At 60.9% G+C, this 18404-nt stretch carries 8 protein-coding genes; 2 read left to right on the top strand and 6 right to left on the bottom strand.

All coding sequences use genetic code 11. The annotated features are described in order from the left end of the window. Window positions 1-362: 362 nt before the first annotated feature. Window positions 363-5879, top strand: coding sequence for a lamin tail domain-containing protein (locus JNN07_06220; GenBank protein ID MBL9167318.1), 5517 nt, complete (start codon window positions 363-365; stop codon window positions 5877-5879). Between the two features lie 2 nt (window positions 5880-5881). Here the strand turns inward: JNN07_06220 and ung are convergent, their stop codons facing one another. From ung to JNN07_06250, 6 genes are all read right to left on the bottom strand, one after another. Beyond that, on the bottom strand, window positions 5882-6562 hold the full coding sequence (gene ung / locus JNN07_06225) for a uracil-DNA glycosylase (GenBank protein ID MBL9167319.1): 681 nt from the start codon (window positions 6560-6562) through the stop codon (window positions 5882-5884). A 16-nt stretch (window positions 6563-6578) separates the two neighbouring features. Further along, window positions 6579-8648 (bottom strand): PAS domain-containing protein, encoded by a 2070-nt coding sequence (locus tag JNN07_06230; protein ID MBL9167320.1) that lies wholly within the window; start codon window positions 8646-8648, stop codon window positions 6579-6581. A 472-nt stretch (window positions 8649-9120) separates the two neighbouring features. Then, window positions 9121-10524, bottom strand: a complete 1404-nt coding sequence (locus JNN07_06235; GenBank protein ID MBL9167321.1) for a DUF1501 domain-containing protein — start codon at window positions 10522-10524, stop codon at window positions 9121-9123. A 2-nt stretch (window positions 10525-10526) separates the two neighbouring features. Continuing rightward, entirely contained in the window at window positions 10527-13256 is a 2730-nt protein-coding gene (locus tag JNN07_06240) for a DUF1549 domain-containing protein (protein ID MBL9167322.1), read from the bottom strand. A 332-nt stretch (window positions 13257-13588) separates the two neighbouring features. After that, complete coding sequence (locus tag JNN07_06245; GenBank protein MBL9167323.1) at window positions 13589-15916, bottom strand: dienelactone hydrolase family protein; 2328 nt, start codon at window positions 15914-15916, stop codon at window positions 13589-13591. A 393-nt stretch (window positions 15917-16309) separates the two neighbouring features. Beyond that, entirely contained in the window at window positions 16310-17572 is a 1263-nt protein-coding gene (locus JNN07_06250; protein ID MBL9167324.1) for an MgtC/SapB family protein, read from the bottom strand. 631 nt (window positions 17573-18203) lie between these two features. Here JNN07_06250 and JNN07_06255 point away from each other — a divergent pair. Then, a complete protein-coding gene (locus tag JNN07_06255) occupies window positions 18204-18389 on the top strand; it encodes a hypothetical protein (GenBank protein MBL9167325.1) in 186 nt (61 codons plus the stop codon). The last annotated feature ends 15 nt before the right edge of the window (window positions 18390-18404 follow it).

Genomic DNA, 18404 nt, shown 5'->3' on the forward strand with positions numbered 1-18404 from the left:
GGGGTTGGTACCCCAGGCTGGGATGGGACGCACCGTTGGCGCTCAAGGGCAACGATTCACTGGACCGATGCAACCCAGCTTAGACGAGTGAGCCCAGATCCGTAGGGGCTCCACCAGTGGGGTTAGACTCCACGGGCCAAAGGCCCAGCACCATCCCAGCCTGGGGTGCCAACCCCAGGTGGCCATCCCCACCCACGCCGAGGGCTGAAAGCCCGCACCATCGCGGGGGCCTACACGCGGAATTCAATCTGAATCTCACCCACTTCTAATCACACCCCCTGTGAGGGTGAGGCGGATCCAAGCTTGCCAGTTTGGCCCCGGGTAGGGTAGGTTACCCTAGAACAAACCCGAGCTCCTAATTCATGAAGTCTTTCCTATCCTCCTTGCTTGTACTCGTGTCGGCGACGTCCTTCGCCGGGGTGGTCATCAACGAGATCCATTGCGACTCTGATCCTAATCCCTTGCATTCGGAGTTCATCGAGCTGTTCAACGATGGTTCGCAGGCGGTGGACGTGGGTGGATGGCGTTTTACGGATGGGATCGACTACACGATCCCGGCCGGCACCGTGATTCCGCCCGGAGGCTACTTGGTGGTGTCGGAGGACTTGAAAGGCTTCAACCAGGCCTTTGGTCCGAGCAAGCAAGCGGAGGTGATCGCGCATTGGAGCTTCGACGAGACTGCGGGCGACACGGCGGCAGACTCGACTCTAATCCCGAATGCCGCGGGTGAGTCTAAGACTGCGGTGGCCAGCGGAGGGGTGAACCAGAACGCCGAAGGCAAGTTCGGCGGCAGCGGGGTGAGCATCGACGGCGTTTCGGGGAGTTACCTCACGATTCCGCACCTGGATGCCTTGTGGTCGGGCAGCTACACCATCGCGGCCTGGGTCAGGCCCGAGGATCGAAGCTCGAACCCCATTCTGGCGGACAACCTGGCTCCGCAGGCGTTCCTCTTCAGTGTCGACACCGCTGCCAAGATGTCGCATCGGTTCGCCGCCGCCATGCCGGCCACTCAGCCGGTCTGGACCGGCTCTGGCGGAGTGGTTAGCTCCAACGCCTGGCAGCATGTCGCGGCGGTCTGGGATCGCGAGTCACAGGTGGGCCGGATCTACGTCAACGGGGAACTGGTCTATAAGGGAATCGTCGGAAAAATGCCGACGGAGCTCAAGATGGTGGAAAACGCCCGTCCGTGGCACATCGGACGCAACCAGGTCAATAACGAGTCCTTTAATGGGTTGATGGATGAATTGTGGGTGATTCGAGGCGCTCTGCCAGGAGCGTCGATCGTGACCCTCATGAACGAGAACCGGCTGGCGGCCACGGAGGTGGTTGACCTGGCGGATGTGGTGGGCGGTGGCGATGGCTCTCGGCCCGGGGTGCCGGCCGACCGCGGCATCGATGCAGCCTCCGGTTTGGAAGTCTCAGGGCCTGGGGCGGGCGACCATGCTCCCACCGCACCGGGAGATTATTACCCGGTGGCGCATCCCCTCATCGACGGCGTTTTCGTTCCGAACGGCACTCTGGCCGATGGGCAGGTCATCACGAGCACCGGGGTCAAAGCGGCTCTCAAGTCGGGTGACGGCGATCCTTCCCCTGGCTTTTGGGTGAACGGCGGCGGGTTGATTGGCGATCCCTCCAAGGTGAACAACTCGGGGGGATATTATCTTCCGCGATACTTGGAGGAGACCCTGACGCATTCCTTGCTCTCCGGAATGGCGCAGAAGGGCATCACTTTCGATCTGGACGCGATCGAGGCCTCCCGCGGGGGACTGCAAGTCACCGCGTTCACCGCCGTGGCGGCGGAGTCCCGGATGCAGGCCGGCGGCAAACTGACGGCTATCGTGCTGGTGGATGGGACGGAGATGTTCCGACACACCAACATCGCGGGCAACGAACAGGTCATCGATCTTTCGATCGGCCGTGATGCCCGGTTTCTGACGCTGGTGATTGGCAACTCCGACAATAACAATGCCAACGATCATGGCTTCTTTGCCGATCCCTTCCTGCACCTTGAACCCTCCTCCGGCGCTGGAACGCCGTTGCCCGTGGTGGGGCCCTATCTGGGCGCGCTCGCCTCCGAGGGTGAGCTGGTCACTCTGCGGAACACGGCGGGAGTCGTGATCGACGAGGTGGAGTATCGAACGGAGTTTCCCTGGCCAATCGCTGCGGCTGGAGAAGGAAGTTCAATGGAGCTTCAGCACCCGCGTCTCGACAATCAACTGGCCGGCAGTTGGCGTTCTTCGTTGGGAGCGCCCACGCCTGGGCTTCGGAACAGCGTGTTCACCGAGAATGCCGCGCCCCAGATTCGCCAGGTGGAACACCTCCCGAAGGTTCCGGCGGCCCAGCAGCCTCTAACCATCACCGCCAAGATCACCGACCCGCAGGCCGTGGGCAAGGTGGAGCTTCACTACCAGATCGTGCTCCCTGGGAGCTATATCTCCTCACATCTCGCGCTCACCCCGGCCCAAGTCACGGCCAATCCATCCGCCCCGCGCATTCCGAACCCGCTATTCGAAGCCTCCACCAACTGGGTTACCGTTGCCATGGTCGACACCGGCGCCGCGGGGGACGCGTTCGCCGGGGACTCGGTGTTCACCGCTATCGTCCCCGGTCAGGTCAATCGCGCTCTGATTCGTTACCGGATCACGGCCACCGATGGCTTGGGCAGCGCTGTGCGTGTGCCGTATGCCGATGACCCCGCCTTGAACTTTGCGGCCTATGTTTATAATGGAATCCCCGACTATGTGGCCGCGACACGCTCGGTCACTGGCACCCCTGGGTATGTGCACTCCAAGGAGGTAATGTCGTCGGTGCCAGCTTATTCGTTGATCACCGATGCCAATGATCTGATCAAGTGCATGGCCTACAATGGCAGCGACCAGATTCCTTCCGACAATTTTGAATCCCGCGAGGCGTTCAACTGGAATGGCACGTTTGTCTACAATGGCGAGGTGTATGACCACATCCGCTATCGTCTGCGTCAGCGGAACGACCGTTACGGCGGGGCAGGCAAGCGCAGTTTCCGATTTCGGTTCAACCGTGGCCACTACGCCCAGTTTCATGATGTCGAGGGCGCTCCGTATCCCGAGAAGTGGCGGACATTGAATTCCCACAAAATGAGCGCCCGCGGCGGCCCCAACCTGGGTTTGCATGAGGTGGCTAACTCGTATCTTTGGAGAATCTTTGGGGTTCCTTCCCCGGGGGCGCATTGGTTTCATTTCCGCGTGGTCGACGGGCCGGAGGAAGCGCCTGCCGGTGTGAATGGACAGCATCTGGGAGACTTCTTCGGCCTGATGCTGGGCCTGGAGGACTATGATTCCCGCTTCCTGAGAGCTCGGAAGCTGCCGGCGGGAAACATTTACAAACTGAACAGCTATATTCTTAACGGCAAGGAAGTGCAGCGATACCAGGCGCCGGACAGCGTCACCGATGCTTCGGACTTCTATAACATTCTGAATAATCTGAGACCCCAACGGACGACCGAATGGTTGAACACCCATGTCGATTTTCCGGCGTGGTATCGGTATCACACGGTGGTGGACGCGGTCCGCCATTATGACGTCGCTCCGAACACGGGCGAACATCTCAAGAACCGAGCCTGGTACTTCCAGCCGGACGCCCAGAACCCCCTGGGGAAGCTGGTCACGCTTCCGTGGGACTCCGACACCAGCTGGGGTCCGAATTGGAACGGCGGGGAGGACTTCACGAAGGCCGCGGTGATCTCCTCGAACAAGCCTGAGTTCGTGCGTGATTACCGCAACGTGGTGCGGGAGTTCCGCGACCTGGTGTGGCAGCGCGATCAAATCGAGCCGATGCTGGATCGCTTTCAGGTCATGATCGCTCCGTTTCAGCTCGCCGATCGGGATCGCTGGACGGGTGCGCCCGCAGCCGCGGGTTCCCAATCCGACCCCGCCTTCGCTACCAAGGTGGCTGACATGAAGAAGTTCGCTTTTATCGGGGGTACCTGGGAGGGCGGAGACGATCCGTCCGAGACCGCCTCGAAGGATAGCGGCCTATCGGGTCAGCAGGGACGCGACGCCTACCTGGATTGGTTGCAGACCGACGCCGCCATCCCGGCGACGCCCGTCATTAGCTATTCCGGGGCATCCGGGTATCCGGCCAACGGGCTGGCCTTTACCTCCTCCGTCTTTGCGGATCCTCAGGGCGGAGACACGTTCGGAGCCATGGAATGGCGCTTGGCGGAGTATCAGCCGAATGTGATCCAGCCGGACGACGAACCCATTATCGCCGCAAAGTCCACTTGGAAATTCGACGACCGCGGCATCGATCGTGGGACCGAATGGCGGCAACCTGGCTACGATGACTCGGCCTGGGGTGTGGGCAACGGTGACTTTGGTTACGGCGAGGCTGGGTTGGGTACGACCAACTCGTTTGGTCCCAGCACTTCGAATCGGCACCTGACTTATTATTACCGCAAGCAATTCACCGTCACGGAGCCGGAACGGTTCACCGGCTTCCGGCTGGGAGTTCGCCGGGATGATGGGGCGGTGGTCTATCTCAACGGACAGGAGGTTTTCCGCACTGGGTTACCGGCAGCCCCAGCGCCGATCCTGTTTACCACTCGCGCGAGTTCAGACCAGAATGGCGCGAACGAGACCACGTACTTTCCATTCGTATTGCCGGTGAGCGCGCTCGCGGTGGGGGCCAACACCATCGCAGTGGAGGTGCACCAGTTCTCAACCAACAGCTCCGACATGCGCTTCGACTTGACCCTGGGCGGAATTTATCCCGTGCCGCCGGTCCCGGCCGAGTTGGCTTGGGAGTACGAGCATCGTTGGAAGTCTCCTGTTATCACCGCGTTCGATCCGGCCATCAGCATTCCAGCCAGCGCGGCTCGTGAGAACCGTCACTATCGCGTCCGGGTGCGTCATCAGGATAATACCGGGCGATGGAGTCACTGGTCCGCTCCGGTGGAGTTTCTCACGACGCCTCCGAGTATTCAGCCGTTGCTCGATCATTTGGTGATCTCGGAGATCATGTATGATCCCGCGTCTGAAACACCGGCCGAGGCGCTAGCCGGATGGGGCTCGCAAGATTTTGAATACATCGAGCTGGCGAATCTGAGCTCGGCACTCACTCTGGATCTGACGGATGTCCGCTTTACCAGGGGGGTGGAAGTGGATATTGCCGCTGGAACACGTTTGGCACCTGGCGCCCATTGTTTGGTGGTCCGCAGTAAGGCGGCTTTTGAGTTGCGATATGGCAAGGGTCTTCCGGTGGTTGGAGAGTTCTCCAGCTCGCGGCTGGACAGTGGCGGCGAGCCGTTAAAGCTGGCGTACGGCGGGGGAGTTCCCCTGCGAGAGTTCCGCTATGATGACGAGGCTCCCTGGCCGCTGGGTGCGAACGGCACTGGGCTATCCATCTCCTATCCTACGGGCCTGGGAACCGCGGACCAGGGTGAAGGACTGCGTTGGCGTGTCGGACCCGCCACTCCTGGACACTCGAATGTATTCCCTCAGGACTGGGCGTCCTGGCTGCGGAATTACTTCGATCCGGCCGATCCCACTTATGCGGTGACGTCGGCGCCGGATGCCGATGCGGATGCCGATGGGCAGTCCAACATCCTGGAATATATCCTGGGCTCGTCGCCCAACGTCGCATCTTCCAAAGGGGTGGTGTTGGCCGGAACGGTGGAGCACGAGGGGGCGCGGTACTTCGCCCTCTCCTACTTGCAGCGTCCAGGAGTGACGGTGAGTATCGATGCGTCGAGCGACCTCACGGCTTGGTCGCTTGAATCTCTACTCGAAGTCACCCCTCACCTGGTGCTACCCGATGGATCCACAGCGATTACTCTCCGGGAAGCCGTTCCGTTGGGAGCCAACGGTCGCACCCGGTTCCTGAGGATTCGGGCTAGGTTTTAGGTTTAGAGCTCCGGGATCTGCCAGTCGATCGGCCTCAATCCCGCATCTTCCAGATAGTGGTTGGTGCGGGAAAAGCAGCGGCAGCCGAAAAACTTGCGAGCGGACAACGGCGATGGATGCGCACAGCTGATCACGCGATGTTGGGTTTGTGTGATCAGCTGCGCCTTTTTTTGGGCTGAGGCCCCCCAGAGCAGGAAAACTACCCGGGTTGGCTTGGCGGCTACGAGCTCCAGGATCCTATCGGTGAAGAGTTCCCAGCCTTGGCGTTGATGGGAGTTCGGCTGCCTTGCCTCGAGAGTGAGAACCGTGTTGAGCATCAGGATTCCCTGCTTCGCCCACGTCTCCAAATGGCCGTGTTGCGGGATGGCACATCCCAAATCCGAATGCAGCTCTTTGTAGATGTTTCTCAACGATCCCGGCAGCGGTCGGACTTCCGGCTTCACGGAAAAGCACAACCCATGAGCGTAGCCAGGAGTGGGGTAGGGATCCTGGCCCAACAAAACAACCTTCACGTCGTCAAACGACGTGAGCTCCAGCGCCCGGAAGATGTCTTCCCGCGGTGGTAGCAGCGCCTTTCCGGCGGCAAGTTCTCGAGCAAGGAAGGCATCGAGTGCCTGGTAGCTGGGTTTGGTTGTTTCGTTCTGGAGCAGGGAGCGCCAGCCGACGGGGATGGGAGGCAGCATGCGATCACTCCGGGGGTCAAGCCTTGGCGTCTGATACCGCGACCAAGGCGGTGGCTCGGTGCAGTGCCTGGCTGAGCTCTTCAATTGTGTTGGGCTTGTGCAGCACGTCGCGGATTCCGGCGAGTCGCGCGCGGTGTCTGAGTTCGTCGGTAACGCGGCCGGAGCAGAGTAGGACGGGAATATCCGGTCGGATCTCCAAGATGCTCGACGCCGTCTGGAAGCCGGACATACCCGGCATGTTCTGATCGGTGATAACGGCGTCGAACCGTTCAGGTGCGCTCCGGAATACGTTCATCGCTTCGTGTGGGCTCGTAAAGCCGTCGACTTGATATCCGAGACGCTCGAGCATCCGTTTCGCCAGACTCACGAGGCTGCTTTCGTCGTCCACATACAGCACCCGCAGTCCATTTCCTCGGATGGGCTCGGCGGAACTCGCGGCGACCGCTTCTTCGGTGTTGATCGCGGCGGGGAGAAAAACTCTGAACAGCGCTCCCCGCCCGGGTTGGCTCGCCACCGTGATGGATCCATCGTGATCGTGCACGATGCCGTGCACGACGGAGAGGCCGAGACCTGTCCCCTGGCCGGGTTGTTTGGTGGTGAAGAACGGATCGAAAATACGGCTGAGAGTGGTGGCATCCATTCCCTTGCCGGTGTCGCGCACGGATAGGCAGGCAAACAGACCTGGACGCAACCCCTCGATCCGCTCAGGGCTGCCCGCGGAAACCATGACCGGCTTGAGTTTAATCTCGATGCATCCGAGCTGATCTCCGAGCGCATGCCAGGCGTTCGTGACCAAGTTCGCCAGCACCTGATGGATCTGGGTGGGATCCGCCACCACAGGGGGCGCCGAGTCGTCGATGGAACTGAGCAACTCGACCGTGGCCGGAATGGTTGCCCTCAGAAACCGGACGGTTTCCTGGACGATGGGCGCCAGGCCAATCACCTGGCGGTCCTGGGGTTGTTGGCGGCTGAAGGTGAGAATCTGCTGAATCAGACTTTTGGCTCGCGCGCTAGCCGCCTTGATGCCCGCTAGATTTTCGTAGGCCGGATGCAGGCGCGGCACTTCGGTCATGGCTAGTTCCGCATTTCCGAGGATCGCCGCCAGGATGTTGTTGAAATCGTGAGCGACGCCCCCCGCCAACTGGCCTATGGCTTCCATTTTCTGCGACTGCCGGAGTTCGCGTTCGCTTTCCTGAAGGGCGGCCTCGGCGCGCTTGCGGGCGGTGATGTCGGTGATGGTTCCGACCATGCGAAGCGGCTTTCCGTTCGCGTCCCGCACCACCACCTTGCCTCGATCCAGAAACCAGCGGAACTCTCCGGACTTGTGGCGGAGCCGAACCTCATCCTGCTTCACCGGCGTCTTTCCGGAAAGGTGATCTTCGAGCACCTGTTGGATGCGCTGAACGTCGTCGGGATGGAGCACGGTGAAGAAGAACTCCACCCGCTGGGGGATTTCCTCCACCGAGTATCCCAATAGCCTGGCCCATTGCGCGCTGAAGTGCACGCTTCCGGAAGGGATATCCCAGTCCCAAAGTCCGTCGAGCGTGGCGTCCATGGCGTAGTTGAGCTGCTCCCGACTGGCAGCGAGCTCGCGAGCCTTGCGATGGAGCTCCAGCACGGACATAACTTGCCGGCCAAGAACCCGGAGCCCTTCCAGTTGGGAAGCAGTAAGCTGCCGCGGCGTCCGATCGATCACGCAAAGAGCCCCGATCGCATGACCTTCAGGAGATTGAAGCGGAGCCCCGGCATAAAATCGGATTCGTGGCTCGCCTGTCACGAGCGGGTTATTGGCAAATCGCTCATCGTGGAGAGCATCGGGCACCACGAAGAGCTCGGATTGTAGGATGGCGTGTCCGCAAAACGAGATGTCCCGCGCCGTTTGCGTCAGGGCCGTGCCGACCTTCGATCGGAAAAACTGTTCCTGCTCACCGACCAGGCTCACGAGGGAGATTGGGGTGCCGCATATCTGGGCGGCCAACGCCGTGAGATCGTCCAAGCCCGGATCCGGAAGATCGGTGGGGAAATCATAACGCCGCATCGTCTCAAGGCGCGATGTCTCGTCGGCCGGGGGAAGCGGCTTGAACATAAATTAGTAAAACTCTATAGCCAGTCGTGCTGAGAATGGCGAGTGCGAAAAAGTATCTGACGAAGTCAATAAGGATGGGGGGGTTAGTCGGCCTGCTAAAATTTAAAATCCGGCTGCCGGATTTTTTGGAAATTCAGTCTGACTGCCCAGAATCGATCTGTTTTGCCTCCATTCATCCCGCTCCGCTTGCTTTTCAGACCGCCCTCACCATCCGGTGCAGTCTCTTGAGGTTGTAGGCCGTGCTGGGGAGGCAAAAGAAGTGGTGTGTCGTGATCAAGATTGAGGAAGCGGGGACCCAGGCAAAACTCGACGGCGTTGCCCCGCTCCAGCTTCAAGCATACCAACAGCGAATCGGCTCTTTTCCGCAGGAAAAATATCTAGCAGCCTGTCGCGACGATTCCTAAAAGATAACTCAGCACTATCGGGCTCCAGAGCCGGACTTACGTCCGGTCGGGACAAGTCCGACAGGCTGCTAGGCCAGGACTTCACGCACGACGTGTCCATGGACATCGGTAAGTCGACGGTCGATCCCGCTATGCCGGAAGAATAGGGCTTCGTGGTTGATTCCGAGGAGGTGAAGGAGGGTCGCGTGGAAATCGTAGGTAGTGACGATCCCGGAGGCGGCTTTCCACGACCACTCATCGCTCTCGCCGACGGAAGCGCCCGGTTTGATTCCCGCTCCGGCGAGCCAGGAGACGAAGGTGCCGCCGTTGTGGTCGCGCCCGGTGCTTCCCTGGCTGAACGGCATTCGCCCGAATTCCGTGGTCCAAACCAGGAGAGTGTCCTCGAGCATGCCTCGAGCCTTGAGATCCATGAGGAGCGCGGCGGCGGGCTGATCCATGCTGCGTGCGGCGGCACCCAGCTCGCGCGGGATGTCCCCATGATTGTCCCAGTTGTCGGAACCACCACCATGTCCGCTCCAGACTTGGACAAACCGCACGCCATGTTCGAGCAAGCGACGTCCGAGCAAGCAGCGTTTTCCGAAGTCGGACGTCGCGGGCAGATCGAGACCGTAGAGCCGCTTGGTGGCTTCGGACTCGCCGGCCAGGTTCAGAAGCTCGGGGGCCGAGAGCTGTAGTCGGGCGGCCAGCTCGTAGCTCTGCATGCGGGCGTTCAGTCGGGAATCTCCAGGACGGCTTTCGGCATGGGCGGCATTGAGCTCACGGAGGATCTCAAGACCATCACTTCGGCTCTGAGCCGAGATATGAGCCGCTCCTCCGGGCGCTCGAAGATGGGTCATCGGCTGTGCCGAGGAAGCGTGGATGATGGTTCCCTGGTGGTTGGCTGGGAGAAACCCGGAGGTGAACGCGCTCCGGCCGTTGTAGGGTAGGCCTCGTGCGTCAGGCAAGGCCACGAAGGCGGGTACGTTTTCCGAGAGGCTTCCCAAGGCATAGGAGATCCAGGCCCCAGCGCAAGGGAATCCCGGAAGTGAGAACCCGCTGGTTTGGAGATAGGCCGCCGGACCGTGCACATTGGACTTGGACTGCATCGCCATCAGGAACGCCATGTCGTCGACATGCCTCGCCAGATGGGGCAAGGCGGAGCTGACCCAGCGTCCGCATTGTCCATGTTGAGCCCACTCGAAGGGGCTTTTCATGACCGCTCCCGGGACGCTCACGCTGGCTTCGACGCGTGCGCCTGCGCCCGGGTCGAACTTCTGACCGTGGCGAGCTATCAGCTGGGGCTTGTGATCGAAAAGGTCACACTGGCTCGCGCCGCCATTCATGAAGAGCTGAATGATTCGCTTGGCCTTGGGCAGGTGGGGCGGCGGAGTGGCCGCGGTGGCGTCCCGTTGAAGCAGGGATCCCAGAGCGATGCTGCCCAGGCCGCTCCCGATGGTTCCCAGAAAGTCCCGTCTGGTCTGTGAGGTGTGCATGCTTAGTCCAGAAACAAGAATTCGTTGCTGTTCAGCAGCAGTTGGCAGGCGTTGGCCAGTCCGTGCTGACGAACATAGCCGGCGAACCGCCTCCGTTCCGGCTCGCTGGGCGGTCTGAGCAGGATGGCCTGGAATGCTGCTTCAGCCTGCTGATCGGGAGACTTTGACCGATGACCCAAGCGATCGGCGATATGTTGACTCTGTCGAATCAGGAAAGGGTCGCTGAGCAAGGCGAAGGCCTGCTGCGCGGTGCTGGAGGCGCTACGAACGGGGGTCGGGGTGCTTCCGTCCGGGCAATCCAGAGCATCCATCAGGGGGTCCGGTACGGTACGGAAAAGGAAGCGGTAGACGGCGCGACGACGGGCGGCGCCAGCATCGGGGTCGAAGTGCTCGTAGTCCAAGAATGCCGGATTGCCCCCGGACATGAAGGTGGCGTCGCCTCGAGAGACAAACTGGACGACTGCGGGACCACCCATGGTGAGGTCGAGCCGGCCGGCGAGGTCGAGCACTGTGTCGCGCACCTGTTCGGCGGAGAGACGGGTGCGATTCTGTCGCCAGAGCAGTCGGTTGTCAGCATCGAGCGAAGATCCGTGATCGGCCAGAGTGGATTGCCGCCAGGTTTCGCTGGTCAGGATGAGACGGTGGAGCGCTTTTAGGGAGCCCTGGGCTTCGTCACGAAACCAGATCGCCAGCCAATCGAGCAGCTCCGGATGGCTGGGCGATCCGCCCATCTTGCCAAAATCATTCGGAGTGTCACAGAGGCCGCGGCCAAAGTGCCACGACCAGACGCGGTTGACGATGCTCCGCCAGGTCAGCACGTTGCGGTCATCGACCAGCCAGCGCGCCAAGGCTGCTCTTCGGGCAGATTCTTCGGCGCTTTCCGACACAGAAAGATCGGGGGAGAGTTCAGGGACGCAGCTCAGGGTGCCCGGATGGACCCGGACGCCCGGCTTGCTCAGTTCCCCACGCGCCAGCACATGCACGGGTCGTGGATGGATCGCGGGCTTGAAGTTGTCGCCATCCGGCGGAAAGTCATGGGTGATAGCGTAGACCGATTGCGGTGTCGGGAGAGCCGCCAGGGCATTTTCGTTCTCACGCTGGAGGAAGAAGAGCGCAAGATCTTGCGCCTGCTGAGGAGTTCGCTGTCCGGGGGGCGTGGCCAGAAGCGCGGTCCATTCCGCCGCCAGCGGGGGGAGCGAGGCCGTGGCGGGCGACTCATCGCTCAGCGAGAGCCGGAATCTTCCAATGCCATGGCCGGGCGCGCCACCCTGATGTTCCAGCAGCACGGTAAGGAGCGATCCGTCCACTAGGAGGGTGGGGTCTTTGATCTCAAAGACGGCTTCGTGAGGCTGGCCGTAGCGGGGATGCACTCCCCAGTGAGTCTCGTTCTTACCATCGATCGCCTGAGCGATGGAGATGGTCGGTCCTTCATCGTAATCGGAGATGGCCTTGCTGAAGACGATGGGCCGAGCCGCTTCACCTGAGTTGGGCACTGAGACAAAGGCCTTGATCTCACTGAGATGGAGGTTCCCGTTATCCCAGCGGCCTGGTCCGCGCTGGGGGAGACTGTCGTCGGGCAGCACTTGCAGTCGCAGGGCTCGAGGGCGTCTTGCTGTTGTCCTCGTGGTGAGAATGTAGGTGTCACGATCGGGACGTTTGCCGCTGGCCAGCCAGCTGTCATCGGGTTGTCGTGTCAATGAAGCTCCTCCCGTGGAGATGGCATTCTCTAGACGCAGTGGCGTCCATGCCTTTTCCCGACGCGACTGCTGAGCAGCCCACTCGACCACCTTGGATTGGGTCTCGGGGGAACGGATCGCGGCGAGCGCGGAGGCATCGCGCCTTTTCAGCGACCGCTGCTCGGCCAGCAGTCGTTGCCGAGAGGCGTGAATGGCGGTGTCAGGATCGAAAGGTCGGTTGGCCCGATCGACTCCGGCAAACACCGCCTGCAGCGAGTAGTATTCGTGTTGGGTGATGGGATCGAACTTGTGATCGTGGCACCGGGCACAATGGATTGTCAGGCTTTGGAAGGTCCCGATCACCGTGCTCACCATATTGTCTCGGTCCAGATACTGGGCCATCTGGTGATCCACGGTGTCTTCGCGCACGGTGACCATGAGGGTGTGATCCCACGGACCCGCCGCGACAAATCCCAGGGCCACGGTCGCTGCGGGATCGTTGGGAAAGAGAACATCTCCCGCGACCTGCTCCTGCACGAACCGGTCGTAGGGCTTGTCGGCATTGAGCGATTGAATGACGTAATCGCGATAAGGCCAGGCTTGGGGGCGGGCGTAGTCGTGATCATTCCCGTGGGTATCGGCGTAGTTCGCCACGTCGAGCCAATGTCGGGCCCACTGCTCCCCATAGCGAGGCGACGCGAGCCATCGATCGACAAGCATTTGATAGGCTTGGAACGATGGGTCGGATTCGAAGGAAGCGATTTCCTCGGGCTGGGGAGGAAGTCCGGTGAGATCGTAGCTGAGCCGGCGGATGAGAGCCCGCGGGGCGGCTGCGGGGGCGGGACTGAGGCCGTGCTGTCTGAGTTTGGTCTGGATGAAGGCGTCCAGAGGATTGGCTTCACCTGCGGGGACGGCTGGCTTCTGAAGTGGGGTCAGTGACCACAGCGGTGTTTGCGCAGCTGGTTGGGTGGGCGTGTTGTTCAACCCCGCCGCGACCATGGAGAGGGTGCAACCGAGAAAAATGAATGTCGTGCCAACCGCTTTCATCGGAGCCACCAGTCAGATGACGCTCAGCCTGAAGAACCAGACAGCAGAACGGGTATCGAGCTGAGTCAGGTCTGTGTGTGATCAAAGAGTGCTCCTTGTCGGGTTTCGGATCCAGTGCAAAGTCAAAAAGACAATGGGTCCTCGGAAATGGGAGTGGGGACGTCTTGCCCGCGGACGACGCGGACCACACGGACCTGAAGAGGGACTTGCAACGGCCGGGCCGACTGACGCTACTGTTCTTCTGAATGCACTCCGACTCCGTGTGCTCCGCGTGATCCGTGGGCAAAACTCTTGCTCGGATTTGGTCCCGGCCTCATGGAGAGGCTGTCGGATCTAGAACGCTACTTGGGTTTCGGCCAATTCAGGTGCTTGTGCAGAAAATCGAAAGTGCCTTTGCCGTTAATCGTGTGCGGGCCGTCGAAGAACTCAATCTCGGCTTTGTCGCCCAGGCCCAGCTTCACATATTGACGCTTCGTCTTGGCGAATTCGTAAGCCACCCATTCATCCGGCGCGACACCATCGTCGTGACCGCGTTCCACCATGAATGGCCGGGGGATCATCAGCCAGCTGAGCTCGGCGTAGTTGAAGGTGTTTCCCAGGTTGAACTCCACCATGTCGTACTCGCCCCAATAGAGATAGCAATAGCTGGAGCGGGCCGAGGTATTCTTCCAAATCCATTCGTTGTAATCCGCGGAGCAAATGCTGAGGCAGTACTTATCCAGCAGGGTTGGGATGCGCATGGCAGTTTTCCCGCCATAGCTGAGTCCGTAGAAGGCCATGCGGGCTGGATCCACGAAGGGCTGGGCAGCCAGCCAGTCCAGAATCACTTCATGCTGACGCATGATAAAGGACCAGAGAGTGAGTTTGAGTGGCTGTGCTTTGCGCAGGACCTGACGGAAGCGATTCTCCCCGATGTAGCAGTTCTGGGGCGCAAACGTGATGAAGCCACGTTCGGCCAGGCGGCAGGCATAGGTGTGGTAGGCGGGGTGGTCGACCTTGGGATCCGCCACGTCACGGGGGCGTCCTTCGAGCCCGTGCTGACAGACCACCAACGGACGCTTCTCGCCGGGCTTGATGCCCTTGGGCACCACTAAAATTCCGTAGGCGAAGACATGCGGGTGGACATCCAGAACCACCTCATAGCAGGTGATTTTGTCGGTTTCCGAAACTTTGCGAGATCGCGGGTTGGCGGGCACGGAAGCCGCGGGAATGGGGCCTACGATTTCATTGAGGAAGTAATCCCGATACCATTTCGTGCTCTCGGCGAAGGTGGTGGCATTTTTGCGGTCAGCCTGCTTCCAGAACGCGGCACGAGTGTATTCCCCCTCGCGCATGAGCCACTGCGTGTCCTCAAGAATCTGGGAATACTGGCGAAGGGAGCGCTGAGCATGGTCCGGGGCGGGATGCACGGTCGAGACGGGTGCGATCGAAGTCCCGCTGGCACCGCTGAGTTCGAGTCGCTCCGCGATGGTGGAGAGCGTTTCGATGTTGAAAATGTCCTCGGGTTGGCCACCGACCAGTTTCCAGCGATCCACTCCAGGGACGTCCTTCAGCCAGCTTCGGGCTTCATCCAGCACGCGTCGGGCGACCTCCGGGTTGGGACGCCCCAGTGTTCCCGGAGCGGCACCGTTATGAGGTTGGCCGGGTTTGGGATACTCCGTCTCGGGGAACTGGCCGTTCTCCCAGACGAGCGTTCGAGGCGCGATCAGACCGACCAGCTCTCCGGCCCCGAATTCCTCCGTGATGGCCCATATATTGCGGTAGATCGGTTCATCGTGGAGGTTGGGGTTGATATGATACCCGCTCACTGCGGTAAGGTCGATGCGTGGATCCAGAGCGCCGGCGAAGCAGGCAATAAGACCGCCCTCGCCATAGCCCACCACGGCGATCTGAGACTTACTCCCAGCTGCCTTGGGCTGTGAGGCAAGCCAGTCCACGGCCGCCAGCACCTTCTGCACTTCGTAGCCTTGGATCGTGCGTCCCATTTCATAGGATGCCCGCCAGAGAACTTCCCGTTGCGACTGCTTCAGCTTTCTGACCCCTGGCAGGCCGCTGTGGGTATCCGAGCGGTCGACCAGGCAGGGGATGATCACGCGGCAGCCGTCCTCGGCTAGTTTGCGAGCGAACTGGGCGGCGGCGGGAACCCCGGGCTGAAGTCCCACGAGCTGCTCCGGAGTCCAATCACAATCGGGCAGGGCGACGACCGATGCCTTGATCTCGCCATCCGGCAGCAGCAGCAGTCCGTCGGCCTCCACTCCACGGAACACATTCCACGAGACCGACAGGACTTTGAAGCCCTTGCCGCGTCCGATCTCAGCCGGGTTTGCCGGGGTGTTGGCGGAGAGCGGAGCGGTGGAGCGCAGGACTACGGGATCGCGTTTATCCACCACGCCGAGCAGGGTGGCCAAGCGCTGACGGTTGGTGGTGATGGACTTGGTATAGGCCTCGGCCGAGCTCAGGTCGCGGGCCCAGTGCACCGTGCGGGTTTTGGGTGCTTCGGCCAGCACGGCGTCGAGGTAGGTATCAATTCCGCTGACCATCTGGGCGGCGAGATCGCCCTCCATATTGAGAAGCTGAGTGCCGGGGAACGGCTGAGCCAGCACGGGAAGGCGCAGGACCGCCAGGAGAACGATGGCGGATGAAGCTCGGAGCAGATATCGAAAGTCCATATGCGTTGAGATGTGGCTGACCATCGAAAATGTCAGCTGAAAATGCAAGACCTTGCGTCAGGTGGGGGCCGGGCTTTCAGCCCTTGGAGGTAGGGGGATCCTTCCCTGGGGTTGTCACCCCAGGCTGAGATGGGACGCACCGTTGGTGCTCAGGCCCAACGCGTCACCCAACTCAAGAAGTAACAAACGTGGCTTGAACGAGGGAGCCGAGATCCTTAGGGGTTTCACCAGCGGCTTGGGAGTCCGCGGGCCAAAGGCCCAACACCAGCCCAGCCTGGGGTGACAACCCCAGGTTCCTTCCCCCCACACACGCTGAGGGCTGAAAGCCCGCACCATCGCGGCAGTCACCCGCTGAATTCAACCTGGATCACACCCGTGTGATGGCGACGTGGATTATCCCGAAGCGCTCCTCGCCGGCCAGAAAGCCAATAGGCCGATGGCCACCACGGCCGCGATTCCGAATCCCCAGATGATCCTTACCAGCAAGCCCCGCGTCCCGAGCATGGCCACGGTTCCGGCTTTAAAGATCAGGTTCGAGAGGGAGGCGACGAGAATGAGGCGCAGGCCGGTGATCTCCGAGATTTCGGCTGAAGCGGTGAGTTGGGACACCGAGAGGGTAATGGCGTCCATGTCGGTGAGGCCTGAGAGCGCGGCCACCCCAAAAAGTCCGCTAACGCCCAGGAATTTCTTCGCGGCGGCGACTGCCATCAACACCCCGGCGTAGAGCAGTCCGAAAAGCACCGCCGGCTTGAGTTCGCTGGGATTTTCCTGCGTGGGCATGGGTGAGGCCGCCTTCTGGACTCCGCGCAGGTTGAGCCATCCCAGAAGGCAGAGAACCGCGAACATCACCAGGAACGGAATTACCACAAAGCGAGCGAAGGCGGGAGCCGTGGCGCCGACCAAGATAGCCACCCGTAGAAAGACCACCGCCGAGGCGAGCAGGATGACGAAAGCTCCGAGCGCTGGATTTTGGGGACTCTGCTGGCTTCGCCGGGCATGGCTGACCGTGGTGGCGGTGCTGGAGATAAGGCCGCCGAGGATGCCGCTGGCCCAGATTCCGGCACGTGCGCCGACAAATTTGTAGATGATGTAGCCGCCCAGACTTATGCCGACGATCAAGACCACCATCAGCCAGATTTTAAACGGGTTAAGGACATTGAAGGGACCGTAGTTCTGCTGAGGGAGGACTGGAAGGATCACCAACGATATCAACACGAACTGCATCACCGCCGTGAAGTCACGGTCCCCGATCTTGGCTGCGAGCGTATGCAGTTGGGGTTTGAGGTGGAGGAGGACGGCGGTCGCTCCGCCCACTGCGATCGCGACGGCGGTGGACCCGATCATCCCATAGGCGGCCACGGCGAACATGACCAGCATCGCAATTTCCGTGGTAACCCCGGGAGGATCTTCCTCGGCTTGTCGGAGGGGAAGTCGACCCCCCACGATCACCAGCGCCAGGCTTGCAAATCCTCCGGCGACGACCCAGCCGCCAAAATGCGGCGCGAGCAGCCCGCAGAGGGCTCCTAGGGCGGAGATCAGCGGAAAGGTACGAAACCCCGCCAATCGTGAATCGGTTCTCTGGCGTTGCAACCCAATCAGCAAACCGAGCCCAAGGGCGACGCCTAGTCGCCCGAAAAGTTCTGGCAGTTCCAGCACGGTATGAGTCTACCGCAAAGCGTCCATGCGAACGAGAATTGTTTTGGATGCGGGGGAGTTCCTGAATCCGCCGCCGAGAACCCGCAGGGTTCAAAGAGATTAGCCGGGGCTTGGAGCGCAGCGACACCCCCGGTCTATCGCACCCCAGTTTAACAGCACCCTGAAAGGCGTGCCACTCGCCGACGATTGGACTGACGAACGGATTAGGTTCTTTGAGTAGGGGTGACGCGAGTCTTGGAAGCCGGTGGCATCGCTGCGCGATGCTCCGTAATTTTAACAGTTCCGGGGGTGCGAGCACCCCCGGCTAAATCTCTTTGAACCCTGCGGGTTCGGGCTCCCTAACACCAAGGTGAGAAACTGCCGTATTGCCCAGCTTGTTTAGTCCGCATTTTTGGAGGTAAAGATGAGAGTCCTCTACCGCTCTTCAGCGCTCGACGGAGTCGGGATCCCCAGCCGAGAAGCACAGTTCTCACTCAGTCCAAATCGCCCCGCGAGCTTCAGCGGAACCGCCCTATGGACTGCGCGTGGCATGCCACCGCTTTTCCTGCGCGCCACGCCAGGCCTTGCGTTGTGCAGGGATCCGTCATGAATTTGGGTGAAATGTAGTTCGGGATTGATCAAGATCATTCCCATGAATCCACTTCTGACGCTGCGGACCTTCGTCTTGCTGTGCGTCGCTACCCTCTCCGTTCGCCCCGTTCGGCCGTCTCGTTGTTGTGAGCACCCGTTTGAAGATCAAGCCCATCTCAAGACGATCAACCAAATCCAGGTCCTCGATGTGGCCGGCGATGTGACCTGGGGGAACATCCTTCGGTGAGCCGCGGGCTCCGTG

The organism is Verrucomicrobiales bacterium, assembly GCA_016793885.1.
GTDB lineage: Bacteria > Verrucomicrobiota > Verrucomicrobiia > Limisphaerales > UBA11320 > UBA11320.